Origin of the sequence: Undibacterium sp. YM2 (genome assembly GCF_009937975.1) — a bacterium.
Lineage (GTDB): Bacteria > Pseudomonadota > Gammaproteobacteria > Burkholderiales > Burkholderiaceae_D > Undibacterium.
This window is the reverse complement of record NZ_AP018441.1, coordinates 709,402-736,278: the sequence shown is the minus strand read 5'-3', so window position 1 is coordinate 736,278 and position 26,877 is coordinate 709,402. Positions and strand designations below refer to the sequence as shown.

Genomic DNA, 26,877 nt, shown 5'->3' with positions numbered 1-26,877 from the left:
GCGATGTATACAATGTACCGCTTACTTGATCAACACCAGCAAACGATTATTGGCAGGCATGGCAACGTCATCCAACAAGCGCATCCCGTGTTGCTCCGCCAGTGCTGTGATCTTTTCTATGTCGCGTATGCCCATGTGCGCTGCCTGCTGCTTGAGTGATGCATCAAATTGCTGGTTACTGACGCTGGTGAACTGGCCTGCGTAATTGAAGGGGCCATAAATACAAAAACGTCCTTCATTCACAAGCAAGGTCGCTACACCCGCAAACATCCACTCGACTTCTTCCCATGCCATGATGTGGCAGGTATTAGCGGTAAAGACAGCATCAAACTGTTTTTGCGGCCAGGGGCTTTTTCCTATATTCAGTTCCAGCGGTGGCAGCACATTTGGCAGCGCTGCCTCGTCCAGCCAAGCCAGTATGCCGGGATGATATTCCGCCCTGTCACTGGTTTGCCATTGCAGGTGCGCTAATTGCCGCGCGAACGTCACAGCATGCTGGCCTGTGCCACTGCCGATTTCCAGCAGGCTGTGACTTCGGGTCAGCAAGGGAGTGATGGCTTGCAATATGGGGCCACTGTTTCTTTCACAGGCAGCGGAATAGGGTTTGTTCATGGGTAAGCTTTCTTGACAGACATGGGTCTTTCATCGTGGCGCTACTCTACGCGGAAACTGGTCACTCCACAATCTGCTGATTTTGTCATGCGCTTGTTGCAAGTTTAGTGCGATACTTACAAAATCTGCAATCTGTGCAATTCCCAATGACAGGATTATCCATGCAAAAGAAATTGATCATGCTCGCCGCCTTGCTGCCACAACTTGCACTGGCACAAAATCCTGCAAATTCAAAAATCAGCAATGTGCTGGTCTATCCCGGTGGTGCCAATGTAGAAAGGCTGGCCAGGGTAGCGGCGGGTGCCAGGGAACTCAAACTCAATTGTCTGTCAGCCCGCTTTGATGTCGATTCCTTGAAGGTGCAGGCCGATGCTGGCATACAGGTAGGTGACGTCAGTGTGCAAACGGTGGACAGGGCGCGTGCGCCGGAATGTGCCAATACCAGTCTGGATTTACGCATACGTGAGTTGCAGGAACAGAAAGCCAGCATCAGTGCGGATAGTGAAGCGCAAGAACTGGTGATTGGCTATCTGAAAAGTTTTGGCAATGAAAAGTCGGGCAGCAATACAGCGTTGGTCACTACCGCAGAACAATTACGCCGCACCGGACAGGATGCCTTGCAACGCCGTCTGTCTGCACAAAAACGCCTGAATGAACTGGACCTGCAACTGACACCCTTGCTGGCAGAACAGCGCAGGCAATTCCAGGCCAACCCACAAGTGCGCAGTGTGCAAATACGCCTGGCGGCGCAAAACGAAGGTGAAGTGAAGCTGTCTTATCGTCTGAGTCAGGCGGGCTGGACACCGGTATATCGTGCCTATCTGGACACCGTCAAATCACAGGTGAGGCTGGAGCGCCATGCCCAGGTTGCCCAGAATAGTGGTGAAGACTGGAACGGTATCAGCCTCAAGTTATCGACCTCACAACCCAACCAGTCCAGCCAGTTGTATCCGCCCTCACCATGGGCGCTAAGCATCATCCCACCTTTGCCCAAGCAGACGTTCTATGCAGAGCCGAAGATGGCACCACCCGCTCCTGCCCCAGTTGCCAGAGCTGTTGCGGCTCCAGGCGATTATAGAGAAGCCGAGATGCCCAGCTTTGATGTCAGCGTATTCCAGAGTGAATATGCTGCTGAATTCCAGGTACCAGGAAAAATCAGCCTGAACAGTGACGGCCAGAAAACCGGTTTTGTACTGGGCAGCCAGATCATTGATGCACAGGTATTGGTGCGCGTGCAACCCAAACAGGAAGCCCAGGCTTACCTGCTGGCCAATGCCGCCCGTCCTGCGGGATCATGGCCGAGTGGCAATCTGCAGTTATACCGCGACAATGATTTTATCGGCCAAAGCCAGCTGGCTTTTGGCGGCCAGGAAAAACTGGAACTTTTCTTTGGCCGCGACAATATGGTCAGGGTAGAAGTAGAGCCAGAGCTGCGTGATGATGCGAACAAGGGTTTCATCAACAGCCGCATAGAAAAGAAATATACCAACTCCTATGTCATAGAAAACAATCACAAGACTGCGGTCACACTGCAGGTATTGGAAGCCTCGCCAGTGGCGCGCCATGAAGACATCAAGGTAGAGTCGAAGTTTACGCCTGACGCCACACAAAACAGCTGGAACAAACAACCCGGCATCATCGCCTGGCAATTGCCGCTGGAAGCGGGCAAGAAATTGAAGCTCAGGGCGGACTATACGATCAGCTATCCCAAGGATGCGATGGTGAATGGTTTGCGTTAAGGTCAGCTATCAAATCATAATGAAGAAATTTCAGGCGCAACCCGTAGCGCAGTTACATCCTTACATAGATCGCCTGTGGGGCTGGGAGAGTGAGGCGGATGAATTCATCGCCTTACCAGAATTATTACCTGGCACAGGGGCGGAGCTGTATTTTCATTATGGTTCGCCATTTCAGTTTCATAATAGCGGCTCAGGTAAGCTGGAAAAGCTGGCTCCCAGTCATTTGCTGTGCATGCGCCAGCAGAAACTTGCTCTTGTTGCGGCGGCAGATATTGGCTTTATCGCAGTGCGTTTCAAGATAGGTATGTTACCGCGCTTTACCGACATCCCAATGCGTGAGCTGGCTGATCAGGCCGTGACAGCAGAAGATATCTGGGGTCAGGCGGCAAGCGGCTTATGCAGTCAATTGTCATCTGCGGATACGCTGCAAGAAAAACTGAAATTGATCGATGCCTTCCTGCTCGGGCAACTACGCCTGGCAGCACCAGATGCATTGATAGAACAAGCCATGCCTCTGCTCTATCGACGATATGCAGACATCAGCATACAAGGGTTGGCCGATCATTTTCACATCGGGAGGCGCCAGTTTGAACGCCGCTTCCTGGCTGTCAGCGGGCAGACTGCCAACACGGTGAAATGCATGAGCCGCTTCCAGCATGCCGTGCGCAACCTGATGTTAAGCGATGCAAGTAATGCTGCGGTCACTGCACTGGATCACGGTTATTATGACCAGTCGCATTTCATCCATGACTTTAAAAAGCTCACTGGCAGCAGCCCCGAGCCATACCTGAAGCTGGCACGCACGAAGACGCATTTTTACAATGCCAGTCTGAGCCTTTAAAATAAACTGACTGCTCCTGAACATCACGGAGTAAAACATGTTGTTATTATTGGCTCAACTGCAAGCGAAAACTGCCGCAAGAGGCGAAGTTAAAACCATACTGGAAAGACTGGTCGCATCAACACAAGATGAAGCGGGCAATATTTTTTATGCAGTACATCAGCAGCAGGATCAACCGGATAATTTCATGGTGTATGAGTTGTACCGCGACCAGGCTGCCTGCGATGTACATCTGCAATCTGAACCTGTTACGGCAGCATTGCAAGGCATGGAAGCTTTACTGGAAAATCCACCAGTGATCACTTTCTGCGATACCCTTGCTCATACAAGCATGAAGGCTTAGCGACATTGTCGTTCAGCGACGGGGATCTCGCTCAGCCACGCAAACTCAGTATTTGCCATGCCGCGAACCCCAGCAATAAACACCCACCAGCGCGGTTAATCAGCATCATTGTTGTGGTGCTGATTTTCTTGCGTATCAATGCTACTCCACTACTTAAGATCAGCCACCACAGGGCTGATCCCAAGAAAACGCCTGTGACCATCAAGGCTGCAGCAGATGGGTGCACGGCAACCGGGCCAGCGATGCTGGCGAACACCGCAATAAAAGAGACGATGGTCATGGGGTTGGTGATGGTCAGCATGAAGATGGATAAAAATGTGTTGATCACAGTCTGCTTGTTTGCGACATCCTTGTCCACAAGTTGCGCTTTGCTCAATAGCAATTTGGCACCCATCCATGCCAGGAAGGCGGCCCCCGCTATTGCCAATGGTGTACTCAGCGACACAAAATAATCGGTGATAGCTACCATACCGAATGCACCTATCGCACCATACACCGCATCAGCACAGGCTGCGCCCATGCCACTGACAAAACCGGTACGCATGCCATATGCGAGCGTACGCTGTATGCACAGCAGGCCTATGGGGCCAACCGGTGCGGCAATCGACAGGCCTATCAGCATTGCCTTTAAAAACAGACTCCATTCCATGAATACTCCCCAGATCAAATACGAGATGACTCCAGTATGAAGATTTGAGTTCGGGAATAACATGGAAAATTTCAGGTAAAACTGCTACATTGCCTTCATAATTCTTGCGTATCCTCATCTGGACTTAAATATCATGGATATCGACGCCAAAGCCTGGAAAATCCTGGCTGCCCTGCAACGCGATGCCCGCATCTCCCTGAAGGCGCTCGCCGATGAAACCGGCCTGTCACTGCCCGCCACCTCTGAGAGAGTCAAGCGCCTTGAAGAAGCGGGTATCATCAAAGCCTACCGCGCAGAGTTGAATGCAGAAGCCCTGGGCCTGCAAGTGCAGGCAGTGATTGGTATCACCGTGCCGCAGCCACAAAAAGCCAGCCTCATTACGCTTCTCAAATCTTTACCTGAAGTACTTGAATGTCTGCACGTAACGGGGCAGGATTCATTCTTGCTTCGTGTTGCGACCAAAGACTTGCGTCACCTGGAAAGCTTTGTGGGCAATATCAATCATTATGGCGAAACACGCACGTCCATTATCATGTCTGCACCGATACCCTTACGGGCTTTGACGCAGCTGGATGCACATGGACAGTAGCCAGCTTTTCCACATGCTTGCGCTATATCAAAGCCTGCGTCAGAAACCGGCGGAACTAGTTCCATTGAGGAATAGCCTTTCAATTTTGTAGCGCCTAGTCTGCACTCCATCGTATTCACTATGTATATGGAGTTGGCATGCAACGCAGAACATTCATCACCGGCAGCCTCGTCACGGCAGCCAGCCTGACTTTGACTTTCCCTGCCCTGGCCCAGGTCGCTGGCGTCAACGACGCCATCAACAAGGCTGGCCGTCAGCGCATGCTGACGCAAAGACTGGCCAAGGCTTACTTGCAAATTGGCCTGGATGTGGAAACAGAAGCATCAAAGAGAATACTGGACCAGTCCATGTCCAGCTTTGACCGCCAGTTGGTAGAGCTGCATGCCTTTGCGCCCACAGCGGATATACGCAGCAATTTATCCAGCATGGAAAAAACCTGGCAGGAATACAAACAGGCACTGGTAGGAAAAGCACCTAATCAGGGCGACGCCAGGCTGGTACTCAAGCATAGCGAAACCCTGCTGCACATGGCCGATGAAGTTACCACGCAACTGGAAAAACATGCTGGCAGCAGCGCAGGCAAACTGGTCAACCTGGCAGGCCGGCAACGCATGCTGTCGCAACGCCTGGCCAAACTCTACCAGGCCACCAACTGGAATATCGCACCCGGCAATACTGCCAGCAGCATAGAGAGTACCCGCAAGGAATTCTCTGCCGCCATGCAAACCCTGCAAGCGTCGAGTGGCAGCAATACCAGGCTCAAAGATGAATTACTGCTGGCCCAGTCACAATGGACTTTCTTCGAAGCAGCCTTGCGCCAGTCCGGCGATGGAAAACTGCAGCGACATTCCGCCGCCAATGTCGCCACCACAAGCGAACGCATACTTGAAGTGATGGACAAGATTACCGGGATGTATCAGCAAATGGCGGTTTGAGAAGAGGATGTTCAATCATAATGTGAATATTGGTAGCCCTGCTGTTGCTGTTGCTGTTGCGTTTGATTTTGACGTTGCTTTTGACTTTCAGCAGTTCCCATGTGTAGCCGCCGTTTGTGCAGTACAGAAAATGGATTAAGAAGGACCGCTGTTTGAGGTGTAGCTGGGGTTTCGCAAAGCATGCTTTGCGCTGACAACATCTAAGCCGCTTGCAAGCGGCGCAGTGGAATCGACGCCTGGGTCGCCTTTCTTTGAATACGTTCTTTGGCGACGCAAAGAAAGTATTTCGGCTGCCGGGCCTAGACCCGGCTTGTGTCCACGAAGGGCAATCGCTTTAGTCAAAGCATGGCATGTAACAAACGACACGGCATGCTACAAACGACACTGGATTCCAGCCAAAAAGCACGCGGGAATGACGTCTTTGGTATTGCAGTTTATTGAAGAATAGTCAGCTTGGTAAATATTTTCAAATCTGTAAATCTTCAAATCACGTCTACCAAAATCCCCCGTCCGTTTCCAGCCAGCCCAAACCAACAACACCCCGCATACTTCCTCCATCAAACCGAAGGTCTTATAACATTCAAGCGAGGACACCATGCATATCAGCAGCGAATCCGCCATACTCTATTTCGGCACCCCCGTCATCCTGGTCAGTACAGTCAATGAAGATGGCAGTTTTAACCTGGCTCCTATCTCATCTATTTTCTGGCTGGGCTGGCGTGCCATCATAGGCGTGGGCTCCAGCTCACAAACCGCCCGCAATCTGAAAAGAAATGGTCAGTGCGTGCTCAATCTGGCTTCGGTCAATGAAGTGGCTGCCGTCAACAAACTGGCGCTGACGACAGGCTCAGATGCGATGTCACCGTGGAAGGCAGCGCGTGGCTACCGGCTAGAGAGAAATAAATTTGAACTGGCGGGACTGACACCACAAACATCAGAAACCGTGAAAGCGGCGCGGGTACAGGAATGCCTGGTGCAACAGGAATGCACAGTCGCGGCCATGCATGGCATTGCAGATGATGAAGCCATGCTCAAGGGTGGCATACTGACATTTGAATTGCGGATACAGCGCCTGCATGTGGATGCATCGCTACTGCAAGATGGCAATCCCGACCGCATAGACCCGGATAAATGGAAGCCACTGATCATGAGCTTCCAGAAATTCTATGGGCTAGATAACCAGCAAGTGCATGCATCGACCTTATCGACAATACCGGAAAAAGCTTACCGCAGTCCGGATGTCGACAAGGCACGACAAATAGCTAATGTAGCCAAACTGGAAGCTTAAACCTTCATCATGGAAGCTGTGCGGGGCTTGGACAACAACTCGGCAAAGACTTGCCAGCGGCTTTGTTCATCGCCCGGTTTGGCAAGTTTTTCTACATAGGCCTTGGTCATATCCTGGCCAAGGTTGTAGTTGATAACGTAAGACCTATGCTTTTCCATGAAGCGCAGGCGTTGCCGTGATCTGGCTTCGTCAGACAAGGCGTATTTCATCAGCATGGCGACGGCGGCTTCCGTGTCGATTTCACCATCGAGATACAGCTTGGCGACCATGTTGCCAGCGTAAGTTAGTTTTTGCAGGACTGCCTGCACCTGGTAATAATGTTCCACCTTCGCCGGGTCTATGCCTGCCAGCGGGAACAATACTTCTTTTTCAAAGGCCATGCGCTCTGCATGTGGGAAGGCGACTTCTATGCCGTAGTTGGCACTGCCCTCAGCCAGGAAGGACATCGGTGAATACAGGGGATAGACGCTGTATTCGACCCAGGCATTGTCATTGACCAGGTGTTTTTCTATGAGAAGATTAAAGACATGATGGCCAGGGTAGCCCTCATGGCTGGCCAGGTCAATGGCACGACTGATAAACATGGGGAAGTCGGTATTGACCTGTATCAGGCTGTAGCTATTGCCCTTGTACCAGTTATAGGCACTCCAGACCTGATCCTTGACATATTCAATCTCGAAATTTTCTTCTTCTGGCAGACTGATATGTTTCCTGGTGCGTGCGCGGGATTCATTGATGGCGGCCTTGAACACGGCATCAAGCTTGTCTTGAGGGATTTCAAATTGCTTCGCATAGGCAGAGAGACGGGTATTCAAATCACCTTCGCCGGGCAGGAGCTGGCTTAGCTCGGCCAGGATGGGATCAAAATCTGCAGTGCTCAGATCAGGTGACCGGGCATCGTACAAGGCCAGGGATTCATCATCGAAAGACAGTTTATGACCTGCCAGATGAGCGATGTAAGTGCGCACGGCGGCGACATGCAGGCGCAAAAATTCCTGGCGCAACTCTTGTCCTGCCTCTGCCGGTGGCAGAGCTTGCGCCTGTTTCGTCAATTCTTCTGCCTGCAGCAGCAAACCTGCCAGGGGCAGTTTTTGCGATGCTGCCTGCCATTCTGCAGGGCCGTAATAGGCATCGACATAGCCGGGATTATGCTGACCAACTGCCAGGACGAGTTTGACATAGGCTTCTGCCACCTGATTGAGTTCCATGAAATGTTCTCCGCATGTATTTATAGAAATATTGTTGCCAGTATTTTACTGCTGTTGGACACCTCAGGTTTACTCAAGTTCAGGCTGATGTCATCAGCGCAGTGCACAAAAATTGACATGCAGTTCAGCTAACACTATATTGCGCTACCGCCTGAGCTCATCCTTACAAAAATTGAGCCATGGCGTGACACTGAGGATAGATATGCGGCCCACGAGGCAGCAGATCACAATCAGGGCTTACGCAAAATTGTTGCTGCCAGTCTTTGCTGTGCAGTCGGGGTGGTTTTGCGCAAGTCCTTAATAAAAATGGAGGATACATGGCTCTGCAGCAGCTGGATGATGAACAGATACGCACCTGGACACGACGACAGAAGGATCAGTGGTGGTTTGACAATGTATATCGCAAGGACATGGCACAGCTTACCCTGCGCTCTGCCCTGACAGGTTTCCTGCTCGGCGGCATACTGGCTGCCACGGCATTGTATATCGGTGCCAAGACAGGTATAGGCATAGGTGTTGGCCTGACTTCGGTGATTTTGTCGTTTGCGATTTTCAAGATCTTGCATAGCATGGGCATCACTGCCGACTACAGCATACTGGAAAACAACCTCACGCAATCGGTCGCCACTGCTGCTGGCTACATGGTCAACCCCATGATTTCCAGCCTTGCGGCGTATATGCTGATCACCGGCAAGATCATCCCCTGGTGGCAGATGCTGATCTGGGTCGTGGTGGTCGCGCTGATCGGTGTGCTGGTCGCCTTCCCGCTGAAGCGGCGCTTTGTCAATGAAGACCAACTCCCCTTCCCGGAAGGCCGCGCCTGTGGCGTGGTACTTGACTCGCTCTACACTGACGGTGCAGGTGGTGGTATCTACAAGGCCAAGCTGCTCGGTTATACCAGTCTGTTTGCCGGTTTGTACCAGATCATCGTCAGCGATGGCTGGATGCGGCTGATACAGTTCAAGATTTTGCGCATGGACAAATGGGCAGGCATGACAGAAGCATGGAACCTGCCTGAGCGCCTGGATACTTATTACTACACGGCAGCCATGAAGTTCCAGTGGTGGATACCCAAGATCATGGGCACGGACATACGCCAACTGGGCCTGCGCCTGAACCTGGACGTTGCCATGTTCGGCGTCGGTGGTTTGATGGGCATACGGGTTGCCAGCAGCGTCATGCTGGGTGCTTTCATCAACTTTGTGATACTCGCACCGTGGATGATACAAAACGGCGACATCGCTGCCCGCACTTTGCCCAATGGCACGGTGGTGGCAATTTCCCGTACCGAGATTGTCAACCAGTGGGGCCTGTGGTGGGCAGTGACGATGATGGTGGTGGGCTCCATGGTTGGTTTGCTGGCCAAACCTGAGCTGTTCAAGGCGGCTTTCAAATCCATGACTGGCGGCGGCAAGAAAGAAAAAGAGTCCGGACCCGATCCTTTGAAGGATATAGAAGTACCGCTGTGGATTTCTTATGTGGGTGTACCTATCCTGTGTGCACTTGCTGCCTGGCTGGTGAATACCCTGTTTGGCGTGCCTTACATCATGGCGCTGATTGCCTTCCCGCTGATCTTTGTATTGACCATTATCTGTATCAATGCAATGGCGCTGACTTCCTGGGCACCTATCGGCGCGCTGGCCAAGATCACGCAATTCAGCATGGGCGCGATAGACCGCAGCAATCCGGCCAATAACCTGCTGCCAGCCGGTATGACTGCTGACATCGCCTTCAATGCGTCTTCACTGCTGTCGGATATCAAACCTGGTTACATGCTGGGTGGCAAACCGCGTCACCAGGTGATAGGCCATATCATTGGCATTGTCTCTGGTGCACTGGCTTGCGTGCCGCTGTTCTTCCTGTTGTTTCTGCCACCGGATGCCAATGGCTTGCGCAGTACGGCAACTATAGTCAGCGAGCAATTCGCCTTCCCGTCTGCCCTGCAGTGGAAGGGCGTGGCCGAGATCATTGCCAAGGGCGTCAGTGGCTTGCCGACTTCTGCCATCATCGCCATGGCGGTTGCGGGCTTGTGCGCTGTGTTTATTGAAGTGACCAATGTCATCACGCGTGGCCGCCTGCCGCTGTCTGCTGTCTCCATAGGCCTGGGTGTGGTCTTGCCACCAGAATCCTGCTTCGCGATGTGGCTGGGTGCCTTGATATTCTGGTACATGGGCAGGAGAAACCCTGAAAAAGGCACGAAAGGCCATACTTTCTGGGTAGAGGGTTGTGAGGCTATCAGTGCAGGGTTGATCTCGGGTGCGGCTATCCTGGGGATAGGTAATGCCATTATTAATGTGATGATGTAGTTGTACATTTGTAGGTTGGGCTGCGGTTTACCAGCCCAACACTGGGCCTTTGCAAACGCATACCTTATTTAAGCGCCGAGTGTTGGGCTGATACCCCGTAGCCCAACCTACGAAGCGCCCCCAACCTACGCCTCTTCAAGGTCTATGCCTGCAAATACCTTTGCAACATACCGACCAATTCACTCTTTCCCCGTAACTGAAACTCCACCGGTGCCTGGTCTATCACCAGCCTGTGCGTGAAATGTTCTATCGCGTGCACGACAAAATAAGCCTGCATCTGGCGGTCAGCAACTGCTGCAACGTCAGGACGCAAACTCAGGCAGCGTGCCACTTCTGCTATCAAAAACTGTTCTGCCTGCTTCGCGGTCTGCCGCAATTGCGCGGGTAGCAAGCCTTCTTCATACAGCAATCTGTGCAAACCTGGATTGTGCTCATGCAGGGCAATCATGTGGCCGACGATGTCATGCAACACTGGCTCAAGTGACTGCGTCGTGGTGCGCAAGGTTTCCAGCAGGCGCATGCTGAGAGCCAATCCCTCGGCCAGATGCTGCTCTGCCAATGCAGTCAATATCGAATCCTTGTTCGGGAAGTATTGGTAGAGTGAACCTATCGACACGCCGGCGCGGCTGGCGATACGTGAAGTCGTGCCTGCGGCATAGCCAAATTCATCAAAAATATGAATAGCTGCTTCCAGTATGGCGTGCACCGTGACCCTGGAACGCTGCTGGGAAGGCTGTTTTAAAGGCTGGGTGAGAGGCTGACCACGTGATTTACTCATGGCAATAAGCAGCTCCTGAATGCGAATAGACAATATGAACGATTATTCATATTATAGTCCGACAAACATTGACCGGACTATCGCAGCATGAATATGAATATCAATCAGGCACGCTCCAGCCAGACTTACTGGCACTGCTATCACGACCCTGCTCTGTTGGCACGCGTGCTGGCCGTGGTGCAAACCCGCCATCTGCAATCTACGGGGGTGGAGTTGCACATAGACCTGTACCAGCAAGATGACAAAGCCTCCCCTGTACTCATACTGAATCACGGTGGCGGTGGCTATGGCGGTTTGTTTATTGGCCTGGCCCTGGCTTTTTATGAGCAGGGTTATACCGTCGTCGTACCAGACCAGAAAGGCCAGGGCCGCTCTGGTGGCGCGATGGGAGACTTTGCCTTGGCAGAAGCCGTGCAAAACATCGTCGATGTAGCAAACTGGGCCAGAACAGAGTTTAGCGGCCCGCTCTACCTTTGTGGCGGCAGCATAGGTGGTGGCCTGACCTACGCCGCCGCTGCCGTGCTGGCAAAACAGGGCAGGCCACCGGTCGCGGCGGTTTGCCTGAACCTGTATGACTTTGGCGACCCGGTCACTGGCCTCGCATTTACCCGCTTTGCAGGTCTGGCAAAACTCCCCGGTCTTGCCAGGATGTGCAAGGCAATGGGTGGCCTGCTGGCAAAAATCGTACCTCGCATGCGCCTGCCCTACCGCCCGCTCGCACGCTTTGAAAACATGGTCGATGAACGCGACCTGGCAACAGGCTTTTACGCCAAATGGCAGGCTGATCCGCTGACTCTGCGTACAGTGACGGCGCGCTATTTCGCCAGCATGCTGGCGACACCCTTTGTGATATCACTGGAAGCCAATACTGATGTTCCTGTGCTGGTCATCAACCAGAAACGTGACAAGATGGTCAATCCGCAATTGACACTGAATTGCTACCAGCGGCTGGCTGGTAACAAAAGTTATGCAGAAATAGACTGGGGGCATTTCTCTTTGCAAACAGAGTTTAACAAGGAATTACTGGCACTTGGACAACAATGGCTGAGCACAATCCCCCTCAATCATGGGTCAACCCTGTATTAACTTGTGCAATGCACAGCAAAAATTTCAAATAATGTGAAATTGCCTGACATCCAAAACCACTGTTCGTGCGTTAAGGGATACATGGAGCAGATTTGCTCAGTCTATCTTACCGCGCAGGAAGAAATTCATGTCAGCACATACTCGTACGCATAACAAGCCTTTACTGAAAATTGCCGCCCTGGCAGTGGCAGGCCTGTTTTATTTAGGCTCGGCCCAGGCTCAGGATGAGCCGCCGGGGCGCGTCGCCAGGGTCAGTTACTCCTACGGTAATGTCAGTTTTGCCGATGCGGGCAGCAATAGCTGGAGCTCACTGGTACAAAACCGCCCCATCTCTACCGGCGACAGCCTGCAAGTGCCCTATGCGGGCAGGGCAGAAATGCATGTGGGGCCAAATGCCTTGCGCCTGACAGAAAATACACGCATGAGTTTCAGCCTGCTGGATGACGACAACACCCAAATCGACCTGAACCAGGGCAGCATGGTGATACGTGTGCGCGAACTCAGCAACCGCGAAAATTTTGACATACGCACGCCCAACCTGGTGTTCTCGCTGCAAGAGCCAGGTGAATACCGTATCAATGTTAACGACGACAATACCACCACTGTACTGGTCAGGCGTGGTACCGCTGTTGCCCGTGGCGAGCGTGATACCGTCACCATCAGACAAGGTGAACAATCGCGTTTTTCTGGCAGCAACCTGCAGCACACGATGATAGGCTACGTACCGCCGCCCGATACTTTTGATTTATGGGCTGCTGACCGCGACCGTGCAGAAGAGAACGTGGAAACCGTGCGCTATGTCTCGCGCGAAGTCATAGGCTATGAACAGCTTGATCAATATGGTTCATGGGAAACCACCAGCGACTATGGCGCAGTCTGGTACCCGCGCCAGGTCAGCGTGACTTGGGCCCCCTATCGCGATGGTAGCTGGGTCTGGGTTGCGCCCTGGGGCTGGACCTGGGTAGATCGTGCCCCATGGGGATTTGCGCCTTATCATTATGGCCGCTGGGCTTATGTAGGTACACGCTGGGCCTGGGTGCCCGGACCGCGCCAGCATCATATCCGTCCGGTATATGCACCGGCGCTGGTAGCTTTTGTCGGCGGCAACACTTACATCAATAATTATTATGGCTCCAAGCCGGGTTCACATCCTTCGGTTGCCTGGTTCCCGCTGGGGCCTGGTGAAGTCTATAAACCAGGTTACGCTCATAGTAACCAATACATACAACGCCTGAATCAAAACATGGTGGTCAACAGCACGATCACGAATGCCCGCTTTGTGAACCAGGGCGTGCGTAATGCCGTGACCATCGTACCCACCAATACCTTTGTACGCGGTGAGCATGTATTGCCAGTCTCCAGGAATCCTGTTGCAGCAGTACAAAACCGCCAGGCACCGGTAGTAGTCACCGAGGCACCGAATATCACGCCGGTCAGTAATAACCGTTTTGGCGAAGCACGTCAGGGTAACTTGCGTAACGGTGAGCAATTCAGGCAAAGAAATCTGGACATGCCACCCGCACGCAATGCTGGCACCATCACCAACCTGAACCCGAATGAAGCCAGGCCAGTAAACCGCCCGGCAGAAATCAATGGCAACCCACGTGGACAAAATAATGCAGTCGTAACACCGAATGCACAGCCAAATACGGTGTCGGGCATTATTTCAAATGCAGTCAATACGCCACCTGCCAACGGTAATAGTCTTGCCCCTGCGAATAACCCATCCAATCAGGGCGTGGGTAATATGAACCGCAGCCCGGAAACACAGGGTAACGCGCCCCGCATCTATGGCAATGGTGCGCCTAACAACGTCAACCAGGGCAACAATGTCTATCAGCGTCCGCAACTGAATAATCCATCAGCTAATCAACCAGCGGCAACAGTCAATGTGCAGCCAGGTAATAATGTCGCTCCGAATGTAGCGCCCCCGGTTAATGTTATCAGCAATCCGCCTGTGCGCTCGCCTGCCGCGAATGCGCCGGTCAATAATGTCATCATGGGCACACCCAATCCCGTGAACCAGACCAGGCCAGCCGAAAACAATGACAGGTCATCCAGATATGGCAATGGCATCAACAATAATCAGCAACAGGAAATACGTGTGGAACGCCAGCCAGAGCGTATAGACCGCGGCAATGAAAGGCCAGTTGAACGAGTCAGGGAAAGACCAGTGCCAGTCGCACCGGTAGAGCGGCCTGTGGAAAGACCGGTAGAAAGACAGGCACCTCAACCCATGATACAGCCAGCACCACAGCAGGCTCCACGCATAGAACAGAGGATGGAGCCAAGAATGGAACAGAGACAGGCTCCGGCACCGGCGATAGTGCATACACCGGCTCCCGCTCCAGTAGCAGCCCCGGCTCCAGCGCCACGGGCTGCCCCGGCACCCGCGCCTGCTCCGGCACCAAGGGCAGAACCTGCAAAAGAAAAGGATGATGCACGCAATGCGAAAATGCGTGGTTTGAGCGAACGCTAGAACCTGATGCCCCGCAAAAAAACCAGCCTGCCCTGTCACAGGGATTACAGGCTGGTTTTTTTTGTCGTGTTTTCTAAAGCTGCTTGAGCTGACACGCATGTCTCGCGGCGGATGTGGCGATCGCAGCCCTTCCCCTTTTCATTCTCATTCCTGTATTTCCTTCCTTACCGTCTCACGCTTTACTGTGATGTGACGAAAGCATGCTGCCGAGGTTTGAATTTTTTGAACCAGCCCTGCCGTCTCTTGCCCAAAGCTGTGTGCCATATCAAAGCTGACAGCTTCACTTCTATCATCGAATAAAGAGAGACCACTATGCATACATCGCACCACTTGCGGCAAATACTGACTGCTGCCGGTATCTGTATTTTATTTTCTGGCAGCCACGTCATGGCGAAGGACATGTCTCCTGCTTTTGCAGTCACCCTGGACATGCAGGGAACGCGCTATGCATCGCATCAGGCTGCCACACCACAACATGCACAACAGGAAATCAAACTCAGACAACAAGTGATATTACAAAAAGACGGACAGTTTCGCTCTGTCAGTGAATCTGTGTGGCCAGGCAATATACGCTTTCAATTTCTGACGACTGGCAACAAGGACGGTGCCGCGGCCATCGATTTGCTGAAATGGCGACAAGGCATAGAGATAGCACGGGAAGATGCTACCGAGGCCCGCAAGGAATATGCCGACCTGCTATTTCTGAGCCCGGCATTGTTGCTGCAACAGGCCAGCGCGATGATGCCTGCGGAATCTACTGATATGGGTAACGAAAAATATCAGCAACTGAATTTCCAGGATGCTGCAGGCCGCCCTGCCAGCATGATGCTTGAGCGCAGCAGTGGTCAGGTGCTGAGTGCAAAGAGCGCGGCCTTGACTTATGAGTATGCCAACTACAGCAGGGTAAAAGACTACGCGCAGCCCGCGCAGATCACCGTCAAGAATGCAGGAAAATTAGTCCTGCAATGGAAGATCAGCACCGAAGTGGCCGAACACGTCGATGCCCATACCTTTGACTTGCCTGCTGGTTATGTAGAAAAACAGGACAAGGGTGCGCTGCGTGCCACCATGATAGCACCTGGCACTTACCGGGTTGATGGTAGTGAGTCTGGCTATCACACGGCTTTCTCGGTCGGTTCGCATAGCGTGGCAATCTATGATGCGCCTGTCAGTGCAGCAGAAGCAGCCAAAGTCAAAGCATTGATAGAACAGACAGCCCCTGGCCGCAAGCTGGACTACCTAGTGCTGTCACACAGCCACCGCGACCACATAGCCGGTGCGCCATCCTATATACAGGATGGCCTGCATATCCTTGCAGGCAAGGATGGCCGCCTGGCCATAGAAAGGCAACTGGGCCAGACAGTCGCCAGCAAGGTGCAGGAAGTCACCAGTGTGCTTGATATTGACCTCGGTGGCCGTAGCATACACATTCATCCCATCGCCAGCAGCCATGCATCTGACATGCTGGTAGCTTATGACAAAAGCACCCAGACCCTGTTTCAGGGTGACCTGTTTTACCTGCCTGAAATCGGCCCCATCCCACCGGTGTTTGATGTAGGCCTGGAGCTGGAGAGCCTGATCACACAACATCAGTTGCAAGTCCAGCAACTGGTTGGCGTACATGGCCGTAGCGGTACTTTCACAGAATTTAAAAAGGCACTGGAATTGAGGATGACAGAAAAGCCAGCTGCTGAAAAAAACTGACAAGCTGCCAGAAACTCAAATTTCATTTGTAGAAAACTGTGTCAGCATGCGTCATAAGCGACACAGTTTTTGTGTACAGCTATCTTCAGGGCAGCAATTGTTGTAAATTCCGGTAATGCAATACACACGCAAGACACTATCATCGCAGTCCGCAAATGCTACTTACATTTTGCACAACAAGATAATGGTTCAAGATGCGCCGGGAAAATCTCTCCACCTGCAAGGCTTATTCGCACCTGCTTAACATCCTTCTGCTTGGCATACTGGCATTGCCCGGTTTTGTGATGCCTGCAATGGCGCAAGACCTGCAGATTTTCACCGAAGACTGGCCCCCCATCAGCTTTGGCAGTGGTAACAAGGCAGAGGGCATGGCTGTTGAGGTCGTGCAAGCCATGCAGGCACACATAGGCAATAGCCAGCCCATACAAGTCGTACCCTGGGCACGCGGTTACAAGGCCTTGCTGGAAGAACCGAACACCCTGTTGTTTACGGTTGGGCGTTCTGAAGAACGCGAAAAACTCATGGTCTTGCTAGGCCCGATTGCGGTCTCGACCACCTCACTGTATACGCGCAAGGGCAATGCCGCACGTCTGCACAGCATGGGTGACGAGATACAAAAACTCAAGGTCGGTGCCTACCGTTCCAGCATCTTTGCAGATACCGCCCGCAAGAAGGGTTTTCAAAATATAGAGCAGGCACCGACACCGCAAATCATTGCGAATATGCTGCTGGCCAAACGCTTTGATTTATGGGTGGAAGGCAGCCTGGTAGTTTCGTCCGTGCTCAAGGAAATTGGCCACACTGCAGATGATGTGGAAAAAGTCAAAGTCCTAGACAGCCTGGAACTGTACCTGGCGTTCTCCACCTCCACTCCACCCGCCACAATCAAGGTCTGGGAAGATGCCTTGCGCTGGCTGAAGAAAGAAGGCCACTTCGCCCGCATCCATCAGAAGTGGCTACCGAATGAGCCACCACCGATGGCAGTGATACGGCTGGATCCAACTGGCAAGCCCTGAACATGGCCTCAGGCCGTGACGATATTTTCCAGATTAAAAGCAAAAGGTGTGGAATTGGGACCTGGGCCGCCACCTGTCATGATGATGTCTGCACTCGCTATACCCAGCAGCGACAATTCAGTATTGATATTTGAAATAATAGCCGAGTTCATAACCTGACCTTGCACGATCTGAGAAGCAACACCTATCCAGATTGTGGGCTTGAATTCAAACACTGCTTTTTGCTGCGGAGCGATGGAAGTTTTAGTCGCCAGCAATTTCCCGCTTTTATAAATGGATGCATTGATAGCACCCCTCGGCAAATCATTACGGACTTGTACTTCCCTGGGGCTGGTGCCACTGCCGGAAGCAACCAGTTTGTCACCGGAAGTCGTCAGTTGCATACTATATAGTTCGCCATTATTCGCTGCTAGCTGCGGCGTATAGTTGCCCCATGAATCACTGGCACTAACGTACATGCTCATGGGAAAAGTAAACGGGTGGTTGTCGCCAAAACCACAGTTTCTTATGACCATCCATGCGACTGCCAACTCATCAAAATCTGTTGCCACATTTTTTTGAAAGATAATGACGTCAGAATTAGTGACGTCATTCGAATTGTTGATGAAATTCAGTTGGATATCCATGTCAGGTCCTTTGATTTTAAGGTGAGGTTTTGGTGTAAATAGCAGCATGAGCGTGGCAGGATGCATGCATGAAATACCCATCCACAAACCTCGAAGACAATAGCATATTTTCAACTTCAAAAATTAAAATTCACTTGTCTGATATGCAATTATTTCCCAGGTGTGTCAAGACAACAAGGCCACCAGCGCCGTTGGATGTATATGCCAGCCCATCAAACCTGCCAGGCCCATCAGCACACCAAAACCGGTAGGCACCAGCGTGACGAAATACAGCCAGCGCTGTTTGGTCAGCGCAGTGACTGCCAGCAGGGAAATCGCAATCGCCAGCAAGGCATCTGACAAGTCGAACTGGTCGTCCTTGTAATTGGCGTTGTCGTAATCGACCTGGTCTTGCTCGGCCTGTTTTTTCAGTTCCTCTTTTTTGTCATGCTGCTCTTTCGCCAGTTTTGCATAGCTATCGATGGCGGCCTGATATTCTGCCTTTTGGTCAGCAGGCACATTTTTGGAAGCCAGGCGCAGTTGCAATTCCGTCGATTTGGCCAGTTCTTCCCGCATATTGCGCGCCTGGTAAAACGCCCAGTGATCTATCTTGTTGGCCTGTGATTGCTGCATGGCCTGGACGATATTATCGTCCTTGACCTTGCAAATGCCCATGAAAGTCGCCAGCAAAGCGACAGTAATGGCAACCCAGATATTCAATTGATTGCTGGCCTTGCTTTGTTTGGCTTCTTCCTGTTGCTCTGTTAATTGCTCTACGGTTTCCAGGGGATCGATGTCCATATATGCTCCTATGTTTAAAAATACATCAAAACAGCATTGTCGCACCAAGTTCAGAAAAATTTACTGAAATTCAATACGCCTTCAATATTGCAGGGCTTCCAGGCCTCAAAATCTTGGACTCGTCAGATTTTTTTTGCTTTCGTCGGAAAATGCGAGACGAAAGCCGCGCAGGCAATTATTCTTGGCAGCAATCGCAAATAAGAAGGAAATAACAATGTTCACGACTATCTGGTTTATCTTACGCGCCAGTTTTGGCTGGGGATTGCTGATCATGTTCACCACGATCTTGATCGTGAATGGCATTTTCAGAAACCACTTGCCAGGTGAGTTTATTCTCATCCCTTTCAGTCTCGTGGCCTTGGTCATGGGGATCAGCTTCTCGCATGTGCGCAGGGTACGTCTGATTGCCAGCAAGGTTGATACCAACACGCTGGCCAATCGCCAACGCCGCCAGATCGAAATCCCGCTGGAGGCAAGCGAAGCTTTTGAGCTGGTCGATGCCGCCATCCGCGAATTGCCGGGTGCAGAAGATACCGAGAGCGCCAGGGACAGCCTGCAAATACGCGCCAAGATCAAGCGCATAGACCCCTACCAGGCTAACTTCATTGATGAATTGAAGGTACTTGATTTCTTGACGACCAAGCGCAACCAGATTCTCGCGACTATCACTCCCGGCGATGGCATAGGCAGCCTGACCCTGATTTGCGAACCTGAGCGCCCGGCCTGGACAGATTTCTTCCTCGTCGATAATGGAACCAATCTGGAAAATGCCGAAGCCATCACCCGCGCCATTACCCGCCGCATTGCAGAACGCAGGCGCAAGGAAAAAGCCAGTGCGGCACAGTCTGTGACGGAAAAAGAATTGACGGTAGCAAAACTCAATTTGCTGCATGCCCAGGTAGAGCCGCACTTCCTGTACAACACCCTGGCCAGTGCGCAATTATTGACACGCGCAGACCCGGCAGCGGCTGACCAGATGCTGGGCAACCTGATTACCTATTTGCGCCACTCATTGCCACGCACCGAAGACACAACATCGAGCATAGGCGAAGAACTGGAACGCTCCATTGCCTATCTCGACATCATGAAGATACGCATGGGTGCCCGCCTGAATATACAGATACAAGTAGCAGAAGAGTTGAAAAGCCTGCCCTTCCCCATGATGATGCTGCAAACCCTGGTGGAAAACGCCATCAAGCACGGCCTGGAACCCAAGACCGGCGGTGGCACTATCTGGATCATCGCCAGGCAACATGAAGGTAATGTTGCCGTCACAGTGGCTGATGACGGCAATGGCCTGGGAACAGAAATTGGCGGCACCGGCATAGGCTTGAAGAATGTGCGTGAGCGTCTGCGTCTGGCGCATGGCAATGCGGCGAGTTTTGTGCTGGTAGGTAATTTCCCCAGCGGGGTCGCTGCAACTATCACGGTGCCCGTCGTCATAAGCAAAGGAGAACAACATGCCTAAGTGCGTTGTCGCCGAAGATGAGAGTCTGCTGCGCGAAGCCTTGTTGCAGCAACTAAGCCTGGCCTGGCCTGATCTGGAGATTGCCGCTGCCTGTGATGATGGCGGTAGCGCGCTGGAAGCCATCGCCATGCATCAGCCAGATGTGGTGTTCCTTGATATTCGCATGCCGGGTTTGAGTGGACTGGAAGTAGCCGCAGCCATGACCGAAGTCAGCCCGCAAAGCCAGATCGTGTTCGTCACAGCCTATAACCAGTATGCGATCGATGCTTTTGAAAAAGGAGCAGTCGATTATCTGTTGAAGCCAATTACCCAGGACAGGCTGCTCGCCACCGTCAAGCGCCTGCAGATGCGTGCGCTGACCGGCACGGCTGATTTGCAGGCCATCAGCACCCTGGTGCGCCAGCTCAGCGGCGGCCCGGCAGATGTACCCAAACCCGCACCGTTAGTGTGGATCACCGCCAGCGTGGGTAATGAAACGCGGTTGATTATGGTCGATGATATTGCCTACTTCCAGGCCGACAGCAAATACACCGTGGTCATGACCGCCGAGGGTGAATCGCTGCTACGCAAACCCATACGCGATTTGCTACAGGTGCTGGACAACAGCATGTTCAAGCAGATACATCGCTCCACCATCGTCAACCTGCGGGCAATCGCCTCGATCAGCCGTGACGATAGTGGCAAGGGTCTGGTCAAACTCAAGACCAGGCCGGAGACGCTGAGCGTCAGCCAGCCCTTCATGGTCTTGTTCAGGAATATGTAGTCATGTCCTACTTCCATCCCCGCAGTCTGGTACAAGCAGGCAAAGCCTTGCTGGCCTTGTCGGCAGCAGTCAGTCTCAAAGTGCTGGATGCGCAGGACAGCAATGGCAATTACCTGTATGCACGTGGCCGCCACAAGTATTTTGGCATAGGTGCGCTGGTGATTTTCTTTGCCCTGTTTGCCGGTTATGGCATGGCGCATATGCTGGCCAGCATGGTAAACGTCAGCAGCTCAGGTGCGATTATTGCCGGTTGTTTGTGGGCGGTATTCCAGTGGTGCCTGGAGCGGCAGATGATCATGTCGATACAATCAGATGCCGGTTGGCGGGCAAAGAGCATGGGTCTGTTCTGGCGCAGTCTGCTGGCACTGTTATCCGCAATTACCATGGTCTATCCTTTTTTTGTCGATAGCAACCGTGCCGAGATCACGGTAAAAACCGGCGAACTGGAACGCACCCGCCTGATACAAAACCTGCAAAGTGCGCAACTGGCAACCGGTTTGCCTGCGCTTCAACAGGATGTAGCTGCGCTGGATGACAAGCTGCAAAAAGCAGAAGACAAACTGCACAGCGAGCCACCGCAAATCGCAGAGATGCGCCAGCAATTGCAGACCATGCGTGAGCAGGCAAAAACCGAGGAGCGACGCGCCAATGGGCAGATCGCCAACTGGCGCAAAGCCCTAGCTGTCGCTTTGCCTGAACAGGCTGTCTTGCTAGAACAAAAAATCAGCGCCGCAAAAAACCGCATCAACGCTGCCAAAGCCAGATGCCTGAGACAAGAGCAAGACATCAACACGACCCTGATCGCCTGGCGCAAAGAGAAGCTGGCGGAGAAGGCGCAAGTCGCAGAAGAACGCCATGAAGCCAATGCCATCGCCAGCAAAGCCAGGGCCGATGCGCAAGTGCTGGAAAAAACCCAGACCGAGCATATACAGGCAGCATCCCATGCGGGTTTTGCAGCCGATTTCGCCGCCACCTGGGACATGCTGCAAAACGACATGCACAGGCGCTTGCAATTCATCTGGTGGCTGCTGTGGTTTTTGACGATAGAGCTGGTCGCCATCATCGTCAAGTTCACCAGCCATACCGATGTCGATGCACGGCTGAATGCGGATGAACACTTGCTCAAGTTCGACATCAGCAGCAATTTCACTTTGCGCCGGGAGCAAATTGAAGTCGGGCAATTGCGCGAGATGACGGCACTCAAGGGTGAACGTGCCGCTCTGCAGGCGGATGACGGTATCAGTGCGGCTGCACTGGCGACCATCAGGCAGATGCGGCAACTGGAGCAACAGGCGGAGCTTAGCTCAGGCAATGTCTCATCAGGCTTGCGGTCTTTATTGCAAGAAACCCTGAACACCATGAATGCGAATTTTTTACGCTTGCTAGTGAATAAATAAGGAATGCAAGGATTACAATAGCTACACGATTATCCCTCGTTCATCTCCTCATGAAACTTGCTCGTATCAGCTATGCCATTCTGTTCTGTGTATTCAATACCGCTAATATTGCCTGTGCTGCCGATGCATGGGTAGCGCAAAGCAGTGGTACTGAAGTTGAATTGCGTGGTCTGTCTGTCGTCAGCCCCAAGATCGCCTGGGCCAGCGGTGCCAAGGCCACGGTGTTGCGCACTACCGACGGTGAACACTGGCAGGCCATGAATGTGGCTGGTGCCGAAGGCCTGGACTTCCGCGACATCCATGCCTTTGATGCCAAACACGCCATCATCATGAGCGCCGGGCCGGGTGCCCTGTCGCGCCTGTATGAAACCCAGGATGGCGGTACCAGTTGGCAATTACTGAAAACCAATGAAGCCAAAACAGGCTTCTGGGATGCGATCTCTTTTTCCAATGCCAAACAGGGCATCTTGTTTGGCGACCCTGTCGATGGCCAATTCCAGATTTTTGTGACGGCAGACGGCGGCCTGAACTGGCAAGAAAACAAACACCCCGGTCTAACCGCCCTCCCCGATGAAGGCGCATTTGCTGCCAGCGGCACCTGCGTTGCCACTTTTGGTAGCCAGCATGCCTGGATAGTCACTGGCGGCGCCAGTCAGGCGCGTGCCTTAGCCAGTGCAGATGGCGGCATCAGCTGGTCGGCAGCAATCCTGCCCCTGCCTGCAGCAGCGGCCAGCAAGGGCGCATTCTCGGTCGCCTTTTTGGATGAAAAAAATGGTATGGCAGTAGGCGGCGATTACAAACTCCCGCAACTCAACAGCCTCAATGGTGCACGTACTGAGGACGGCGGCCAGACCTGGCAACCAGCTCAGGTATTGCCACAGGGCTTTATGTCCGTCATTGCCACCGTACCTGGCTCAGCAAAGACCTATGTAGCAGCAGGTCTGGCAGGATCAGGCATCTCACATGATGCCGGCAAGACCTGGAAGGTGCTGGATAAGACGCCAGTCAATACAGTCGCCTTTGCCAATGCCAAAAGCGGCTGGGCAGTAGGGCCAAAAGGCTTGCTCATGAAGTTCAATGATGGTCTAAAATGATCCATCACAGGCCTGCCTGACAAGTTTGGAAAAAGTGTCCGCAGTGTCCGTAGTGTCCGCTCATCTGCACACAAGCGGACAGTCTGCTGTCTGAATTACAACATATACTGCCCTGTGTCAGGAATTATTACAGGCTTTAGGTGCTGGCATGTTCTTTGCAATGAGTATTGCCAGACTGTCATTTCGCAACAGCTGTGCCGTCGTAAAAAGGAATAAAAATGAAAACGAGACTGAACTTGCTGGTCAAACTGGGACTTGCCAGTTGCGCACTGGGCACCATGCTGGTCGCCAACGCAGCACCATTGGCAGTATCCAACCTGGATGCCCAGTTGATTTCCTACTTCCGCCCATACGCACCTGCGGCTGAAGTGCTGGTCAAAAAGGTAGAGAAAAACCTGCCTGCAGACAAGAGCGACTCTGCAGCAAAGTCCAAAAACAAAACAGTCAATGACACACAAGTGTGCGTTGATAGTGAAGCAGACAAGAATCTGGAAGCAGATGGCTTGCAGGGCAAGCAGTCTGATATGCCGAAGCTGCGTTAAGCGATGGCTGTCGGTATCACTGTTCCTGTCACCGTCAGCATCACCATCTTCACTTAGTACCACGCAATCAAGCGCGAAGCTGCAACGCAGTTGTAACTTCGTGTGAGCCCTCCCGCCTAATGTGTCGCCCCACCGGCGATACGTAAATCCTTGTCGGTCTTCAATACACTTTCCAGCACTTTCAGTATCGCTGTCTTTAGCATTTCCAGCGGCATGCTGGCTGCTCCCGCATGCGCCACGGCCTGCTCAGGCAAATAGGGGATGTGAATGAAGCCAGCTCTTTGTATGCCACTGTCTGCCCTGCTTGCCAGATGCATGAGGCCGTAAAACACGTGGTTGCAGACAAAAGTGCCAGCGGTCTGTGATACCGATGCGGGTATGCCGCTCAAATGCAGTTCCTGCGCTATGGCCTTGATGGGCAGGCTGGTGAAATAGGCGGCCGGGCCACCCTCTACCACAGGCACATCGACGGGTTGCACGCCTACGTTATCAGGTATGCGGGCATCATCGATGTTGATGGCGATACGTTCCAGGCTGATGTCGGCACGTCCACCAGCCTGGCCCAGGCCTATCACAATCGCGGGATGATGTTGCCTGAGTGCGGCTTCCAGTATCTGCAGGGAATTCGTAAATTCGCAAGGCAGGCGGGCACTGACGATCTGGTGATTGTCACCGATGAGCAAGCCATCCAGCCTGCGCACCACTTCCCAGGAGGGATTACTTTGCTCGCCGCCAAAGGGATCAAATCCCGTCAGTAAAATGCGTTTCATGCCAGCCTCCAGGCCACTCAGGGAAAAACAAAGAAATGTATCAACAGGATATTGCAGGTCAGCACCAGCAGCGCTGTCGGTATCTGCACTTTAATCACTTGATACTTATCTTGCAACTCCAATAAGGCGGCGGGCACGATGTTGAAGTTGGCGGCCATCGGTGTCATCAGGGTGCCGCAATAACCAGAGAACATGCCTATCGCCACCAGCGCCGCCGGGTTGGCATGGTGCTGGTTGATCAGGAATGGCAGGGCGATACCGGCAGTCATGACGGGGAAAGCCGCAAAAGCATTGCCCATGATCATGGTGAACAAGGCCATGCCTGTGCAATACATGATGATCAGGGTCAGGCGACTTTCAGGGTTGATGAAGAGTTTGACGATGTCCTGTATGGATTGCCCGGTCTTGGCGGCAACAAACACACCACCCAGCATGGCCAGCATTTGCGGCAAGATCAGTGCCCAGCCTATGGCATCCACCAGGCGACGCGACTCACGTACAGCTTGCAGCGGCGTGCCACGGGTGTAAAGGCAAGCCAGGCCCAGAGCGTATATACAGGCTATGCATAACGCAGTCAGGGTCAAATTCTTTTGGTCCAGCAAAAACCAGCTACCTATCTGAAAGTCTTTCACCACCACAGTCAATATCACAGTAACGATGGGTATCGTCAGTGCCGGGATAAAGATGCGGTTACCCAGCTTGCTGGCAATGTGCAGGCGCGCTGGTCTGTCATGGTCGGGATGTTTGCCCATACCCAGCAAATTCGCACCTGCCAGCGCAGCCATCAACAAGACCGTGATGCCAACAATGCGGTAAGTCAACGGCTTGCCCAGCGTGGCCAACATGAGGTCGCCAAACAAAAAGCTGAAGCCGAACAGGAACCAGAACAAGGCCGTTGTGATACGACGCGGGTTACTGGTATCGCGCAGCGTCATGTAAGCCACCAGCATGACGATGATGCCGATGAGGTAAAGAACCAGATTAATGCTGACCAGGCTGTTCATGCGTTCACCACCGCATTCGCCCGGCCTGCCTGATTAGTTTTCTGCCAGGCCGCAATGTCTTTGGCAATGCTGGCGTCCAGTCGCGACAGGCGGAACAGGTGGATCAGCAAGGCGCACAATGCCGTTGGTATGCCCCAGATACCTATCGCCAGTGGCTCAATGCCATTGATACCATTTTCCTTCAGAAAGGCGGTCATCAGCAGCACGGCACCAAAGGCAATGAAGATATCTTCGCCAAAAAACAAGGCGACGTTGTCGCAGGCTGCGGCATGGGCAGCGATGCGGTCGCGTATGGCGGATGGCAATTCGCCATGCAAATTGCTGGCGGCACCTTCTGCCATTGGTGACAGCAAGGGCCGCACGGTTTGCGCCTGTCCGCCCAGACTCAGCAAGCCCATGGCAGCACTGGCTTCACGCACGACGAAGTACAGCATGAGGATACGGCCAGTAGTTGCGCTGCGTATGTTCGCCACCCATTGCTGGGCGCGTTCACGCAGGCCATAGTGTTCCAGCAAGCCTATGATGGGCAAGATCAATAATGAACTGGTGAGTTGCCTGCTATTGAGGAATTTTTCACCGAAGGTTTCCAGCAGGCTCATGAAATCCATGCCGACGGCGAAGCCTGTACCCAAACCAGCGACGGTAACAACCAGCAAGGGGTTGAAGCGCAGCGCAAAGCCGATGACGACCAGGGGTATGCCTATCAGTGGCAGTAGTAACGCCAGGTTCATGCAGTCTCCTGTTTTTTATATTGTCTGGCCGAACATATTCCCTTGATAAAAACAGCTAAGACCTCTCAACACAGAAACACGGAGACACAGAAATGTCACAGAGGAGAACAAAGAGAATAAAAGAACCCG

Annotated in this window: 25 protein-coding genes; 16 read left to right on the top strand and 9 right to left on the bottom strand. The window is 52.7% G+C overall.

Annotated features, from left to right (window positions below; all coding sequences use genetic code 11):
- Positions 1-21: 21 nt before the first annotated feature.
- The gene (locus UNDYM_RS03445) at positions 22-612 is read right to left on the bottom strand and encodes a DUF938 domain-containing protein (protein WP_162039785.1); all 591 of its coding nucleotides are present in this window, start codon (positions 610-612) and stop codon (positions 22-24) included.
- 161 nt (positions 613-773) lie between these two features.
- On the opposite strand from UNDYM_RS03445, the gene UNDYM_RS03440 reads away from it, so the two are divergent.
- Genes UNDYM_RS03440 through UNDYM_RS03430 form a run of 3 tightly spaced genes read left to right on the top strand, consistent with a single transcriptional unit; the run spans position 774 to position 3,535 of the window.
- Positions 774-2,351, top strand: a complete 1,578-nt coding sequence (locus UNDYM_RS03440; protein WP_162039784.1) for a DUF4139 domain-containing protein — start codon at positions 774-776, stop codon at positions 2,349-2,351.
- A 19-nt stretch (positions 2,352-2,370) separates the two neighbouring features.
- The gene (locus UNDYM_RS03435; protein WP_162039783.1) at positions 2,371-3,192 is read left to right on the top strand and encodes an AraC family transcriptional regulator; all 822 of its coding nucleotides are present in this window, start codon (positions 2,371-2,373) and stop codon (positions 3,190-3,192) included.
- 37 nt (positions 3,193-3,229) lie between these two features.
- The gene (locus UNDYM_RS03430) at positions 3,230-3,535 is read left to right on the top strand and encodes a putative quinol monooxygenase (RefSeq protein ID WP_162039782.1); all 306 of its coding nucleotides are present in this window, start codon (positions 3,230-3,232) and stop codon (positions 3,533-3,535) included.
- Positions 3,536-3,566: 31 nt separating this feature from the next.
- Here UNDYM_RS03430 and UNDYM_RS03425 read toward each other — a convergent pair whose 3' ends face one another.
- Positions 3,567-4,184, bottom strand: coding sequence for a LysE family translocator (locus UNDYM_RS03425; RefSeq protein ID WP_162039781.1), 618 nt, complete (start codon positions 4,182-4,184; stop codon positions 3,567-3,569).
- Positions 4,185-4,317: 133 nt separating this feature from the next.
- Between UNDYM_RS03425 and UNDYM_RS03420 the strand changes: the two genes are divergently transcribed.
- The 3 genes from UNDYM_RS03420 (at position 4,318) to UNDYM_RS03410 (ending at position 6,996) form a co-directional block, all read left to right on the top strand.
- Positions 4,318-4,773: an Lrp/AsnC family transcriptional regulator gene (locus UNDYM_RS03420; RefSeq protein ID WP_162039780.1), complete on the top strand. Its 456-nt coding sequence runs from the start codon at positions 4,318-4,320 to the stop codon at positions 4,771-4,773.
- Between the two features lie 137 nt (positions 4,774-4,910).
- On the top strand, positions 4,911-5,708 hold the full coding sequence (locus UNDYM_RS03415) for a type IV pili methyl-accepting chemotaxis transducer N-terminal domain-containing protein (protein ID WP_162039779.1): 798 nt from the start codon (positions 4,911-4,913) through the stop codon (positions 5,706-5,708).
- A gap of 595 nt (positions 5,709-6,303) precedes the next feature.
- Positions 6,304-6,996 (top strand): flavin reductase family protein, encoded by a 693-nt coding sequence (locus UNDYM_RS03410; RefSeq protein ID WP_162039778.1) that lies wholly within the window; start codon positions 6,304-6,306, stop codon positions 6,994-6,996.
- Here UNDYM_RS03410 and UNDYM_RS03405 read toward each other — a convergent pair.
- A complete protein-coding gene (locus UNDYM_RS03405) occupies positions 6,993-8,204 on the bottom strand; it encodes a DUF885 domain-containing protein (protein WP_162039777.1) in 1,212 nt (403 codons plus the stop codon). The two genes, UNDYM_RS03410 and UNDYM_RS03405, sit on opposite strands and share 4 nt — an antisense overlap.
- Before the next feature lie 317 nt (positions 8,205-8,521).
- On the opposite strand from UNDYM_RS03405, the gene UNDYM_RS03400 reads away from it, so the two are divergent.
- Positions 8,522-10,510: an OPT family oligopeptide transporter gene (locus UNDYM_RS03400; RefSeq protein WP_162039776.1), complete on the top strand. Its 1,989-nt coding sequence runs from the start codon at positions 8,522-8,524 to the stop codon at positions 10,508-10,510.
- 142 nt (positions 10,511-10,652) lie between these two features.
- Here the strand turns inward: UNDYM_RS03400 and UNDYM_RS03395 are convergent, their stop codons facing one another.
- A complete protein-coding gene (locus tag UNDYM_RS03395) occupies positions 10,653-11,288 on the bottom strand; it encodes a TetR/AcrR family transcriptional regulator (protein ID WP_162039775.1) in 636 nt (211 codons plus the stop codon).
- Positions 11,289-11,375: 87 nt separating this feature from the next.
- On the opposite strand from UNDYM_RS03395, the gene UNDYM_RS03390 reads away from it, so the two are divergent.
- The 4 genes from UNDYM_RS03390 (at position 11,376) to UNDYM_RS03375 (ending at position 17,573) form a co-directional block, all read left to right on the top strand.
- Entirely contained in the window at positions 11,376-12,374 is a 999-nt protein-coding gene (locus UNDYM_RS03390) for an alpha/beta fold hydrolase (protein WP_162039774.1), read from the top strand.
- Positions 12,375-12,501: 127 nt separating this feature from the next.
- Positions 12,502-14,853 carry a DUF6600 domain-containing protein gene (locus UNDYM_RS03385; RefSeq protein WP_162039773.1) on the top strand — a complete coding sequence of 784 codons (2,352 nt, stop codon included), beginning with the start codon at positions 12,502-12,504 and terminating at the stop codon, positions 14,851-14,853.
- A 312-nt stretch (positions 14,854-15,165) separates the two neighbouring features.
- Entirely contained in the window at positions 15,166-16,557 is a 1,392-nt protein-coding gene (locus UNDYM_RS03380; RefSeq protein WP_162039772.1) for an MBL fold metallo-hydrolase, read from the top strand.
- Between the two features lie 194 nt (positions 16,558-16,751).
- Positions 16,752-17,573, top strand: coding sequence for an ABC transporter substrate-binding protein (locus UNDYM_RS03375; RefSeq protein ID WP_197740973.1), 822 nt, complete (start codon positions 16,752-16,754; stop codon positions 17,571-17,573).
- Between the two features lie 8 nt (positions 17,574-17,581).
- Here UNDYM_RS03375 and UNDYM_RS03370 read toward each other — a convergent pair whose 3' ends face one another.
- Positions 17,582-18,199: a hypothetical protein gene (locus UNDYM_RS03370; protein WP_162039771.1), complete on the bottom strand. Its 618-nt coding sequence runs from the start codon at positions 18,197-18,199 to the stop codon at positions 17,582-17,584.
- A gap of 165 nt (positions 18,200-18,364) precedes the next feature.
- Positions 18,365-18,979 (bottom strand): DUF4337 domain-containing protein, encoded by a 615-nt coding sequence (locus tag UNDYM_RS03365; RefSeq protein WP_162039770.1) that lies wholly within the window; start codon positions 18,977-18,979, stop codon positions 18,365-18,367.
- Positions 18,980-19,193: 214 nt separating this feature from the next.
- Here UNDYM_RS03365 and UNDYM_RS03360 point away from each other — a divergent pair, with 214 nt between their 5' ends.
- The 5 genes from UNDYM_RS03360 (at position 19,194) to UNDYM_RS03340 (ending at position 24,243) form a co-directional block, all read left to right on the top strand.
- Positions 19,194-20,447 (top strand): sensor histidine kinase, encoded by a 1,254-nt coding sequence (locus UNDYM_RS03360; RefSeq protein WP_162039769.1) that lies wholly within the window; start codon positions 19,194-19,196, stop codon positions 20,445-20,447.
- Positions 20,440-21,210 carry a LytTR family DNA-binding domain-containing protein gene (locus UNDYM_RS03355; RefSeq protein ID WP_162039768.1) on the top strand — a complete coding sequence of 257 codons (771 nt, stop codon included), beginning with the start codon at positions 20,440-20,442 and terminating at the stop codon, positions 21,208-21,210. Before UNDYM_RS03360 ends, UNDYM_RS03355 begins: the two co-directional genes overlap by 8 nt.
- A gap of 2 nt (positions 21,211-21,212) precedes the next feature.
- Entirely contained in the window at positions 21,213-22,607 is a 1,395-nt protein-coding gene (locus UNDYM_RS03350; RefSeq protein ID WP_162039767.1) for a DUF4407 domain-containing protein, read from the top strand.
- Between the two features lie 50 nt (positions 22,608-22,657).
- Positions 22,658-23,701, top strand: a complete 1,044-nt coding sequence (locus tag UNDYM_RS03345) for a hypothetical protein (RefSeq protein WP_162039766.1) — start codon at positions 22,658-22,660, stop codon at positions 23,699-23,701.
- Positions 23,702-23,919: 218 nt separating this feature from the next.
- Complete coding sequence (locus tag UNDYM_RS03340) at positions 23,920-24,243, top strand: hypothetical protein (RefSeq protein ID WP_162039765.1); 324 nt, start codon at positions 23,920-23,922, stop codon at positions 24,241-24,243.
- 116 nt (positions 24,244-24,359) lie between these two features.
- Here UNDYM_RS03340 and pcp read toward each other — a convergent pair whose 3' ends face one another.
- Genes pcp through UNDYM_RS03325 form a run of 3 tightly spaced genes read right to left on the bottom strand, consistent with a single transcriptional unit; the run spans position 24,360 to position 26,748 of the window.
- Positions 24,360-25,013: a pyroglutamyl-peptidase I gene (pcp, locus tag UNDYM_RS03335; RefSeq protein ID WP_162039764.1), complete on the bottom strand. Its 654-nt coding sequence runs from the start codon at positions 25,011-25,013 to the stop codon at positions 24,360-24,362.
- 17 nt (positions 25,014-25,030) lie between these two features.
- A complete protein-coding gene (locus UNDYM_RS03330; protein ID WP_162039763.1) occupies positions 25,031-26,017 on the bottom strand; it encodes a DUF979 domain-containing protein in 987 nt (328 codons plus the stop codon).
- Complete coding sequence (locus UNDYM_RS03325; RefSeq protein ID WP_162039762.1) at positions 26,014-26,748, bottom strand: DUF969 domain-containing protein; 735 nt, start codon at positions 26,746-26,748, stop codon at positions 26,014-26,016. The genes UNDYM_RS03330 and UNDYM_RS03325 overlap by 4 nt, the downstream gene beginning before the upstream one ends.
- Positions 26,749-26,877 lie beyond the last annotated feature (129 nt).

What these genes read in the sequence shown, in the direction of transcription:
- UNDYM_RS03445 (WP_162039785.1), bottom strand. Translation starts at nt 612, where the DNA reads ATGAACAAACCCTATTCCGCTGCCTGTGAAAGAAACAGTGGCCCCATA.
- UNDYM_RS03440 (WP_162039784.1), top strand. Translation starts at nt 774, where the DNA reads ATGCAAAAGAAATTGATCATGCTCGCCGCCTTGCTGCCACAACTTGCA.
- UNDYM_RS03435 (WP_162039783.1), top strand. Translation starts at nt 2,371, where the DNA reads ATGAAGAAATTTCAGGCGCAACCCGTAGCGCAGTTACATCCTTACATA.
- UNDYM_RS03430 (WP_162039782.1), top strand. Translation starts at nt 3,230, where the DNA reads ATGTTGTTATTATTGGCTCAACTGCAAGCGAAAACTGCCGCAAGAGGC.
- UNDYM_RS03425 (WP_162039781.1), bottom strand. Translation starts at nt 4,184, where the DNA reads ATGGAATGGAGTCTGTTTTTAAAGGCAATGCTGATAGGCCTGTCGATT.
- UNDYM_RS03420 (WP_162039780.1), top strand. Translation starts at nt 4,318, where the DNA reads ATGGATATCGACGCCAAAGCCTGGAAAATCCTGGCTGCCCTGCAACGC.
- UNDYM_RS03415 (WP_162039779.1), top strand. Translation starts at nt 4,911, where the DNA reads ATGCAACGCAGAACATTCATCACCGGCAGCCTCGTCACGGCAGCCAGC.
- UNDYM_RS03410 (WP_162039778.1), top strand. Translation starts at nt 6,304, where the DNA reads ATGCATATCAGCAGCGAATCCGCCATACTCTATTTCGGCACCCCCGTC.
- UNDYM_RS03405 (WP_162039777.1), bottom strand. Translation starts at nt 8,204, where the DNA reads ATGGAACTCAATCAGGTGGCAGAAGCCTATGTCAAACTCGTCCTGGCA.
- UNDYM_RS03400 (WP_162039776.1), top strand. Translation starts at nt 8,522, where the DNA reads ATGGCTCTGCAGCAGCTGGATGATGAACAGATACGCACCTGGACACGA.
- UNDYM_RS03395 (WP_162039775.1), bottom strand. Translation starts at nt 11,288, where the DNA reads ATGAGTAAATCACGTGGTCAGCCTCTCACCCAGCCTTTAAAACAGCCT.
- UNDYM_RS03390 (WP_162039774.1), top strand. Translation starts at nt 11,376, where the DNA reads ATGAATATGAATATCAATCAGGCACGCTCCAGCCAGACTTACTGGCAC.
- UNDYM_RS03385 (WP_162039773.1), top strand. Translation starts at nt 12,502, where the DNA reads ATGTCAGCACATACTCGTACGCATAACAAGCCTTTACTGAAAATTGCC.
- UNDYM_RS03380 (WP_162039772.1), top strand. Translation starts at nt 15,166, where the DNA reads ATGCATACATCGCACCACTTGCGGCAAATACTGACTGCTGCCGGTATC.
- UNDYM_RS03375 (WP_197740973.1), top strand. Translation starts at nt 16,752, where the DNA reads ATGCGCCGGGAAAATCTCTCCACCTGCAAGGCTTATTCGCACCTGCTT.
- UNDYM_RS03370 (WP_162039771.1), bottom strand. Translation starts at nt 18,199, where the DNA reads ATGGATATCCAACTGAATTTCATCAACAATTCGAATGACGTCACTAAT.
- UNDYM_RS03365 (WP_162039770.1), bottom strand. Translation starts at nt 18,979, where the DNA reads ATGGACATCGATCCCCTGGAAACCGTAGAGCAATTAACAGAGCAACAG.
- UNDYM_RS03360 (WP_162039769.1), top strand. Translation starts at nt 19,194, where the DNA reads ATGTTCACGACTATCTGGTTTATCTTACGCGCCAGTTTTGGCTGGGGA.
- UNDYM_RS03355 (WP_162039768.1), top strand. Translation starts at nt 20,440, where the DNA reads ATGCCTAAGTGCGTTGTCGCCGAAGATGAGAGTCTGCTGCGCGAAGCC.
- UNDYM_RS03350 (WP_162039767.1), top strand. Translation starts at nt 21,213, where the DNA reads ATGTCCTACTTCCATCCCCGCAGTCTGGTACAAGCAGGCAAAGCCTTG.
- UNDYM_RS03345 (WP_162039766.1), top strand. Translation starts at nt 22,658, where the DNA reads ATGAAACTTGCTCGTATCAGCTATGCCATTCTGTTCTGTGTATTCAAT.
- UNDYM_RS03340 (WP_162039765.1), top strand. Translation starts at nt 23,920, where the DNA reads ATGAAAACGAGACTGAACTTGCTGGTCAAACTGGGACTTGCCAGTTGC.
- pcp (WP_162039764.1), bottom strand. Translation starts at nt 25,013, where the DNA reads ATGAAACGCATTTTACTGACGGGATTTGATCCCTTTGGCGGCGAGCAA.
- UNDYM_RS03330 (WP_162039763.1), bottom strand. Translation starts at nt 26,017, where the DNA reads ATGAACAGCCTGGTCAGCATTAATCTGGTTCTTTACCTCATCGGCATC.
- UNDYM_RS03325 (WP_162039762.1), bottom strand. Translation starts at nt 26,748, where the DNA reads ATGAACCTGGCGTTACTACTGCCACTGATAGGCATACCCCTGGTCGTC.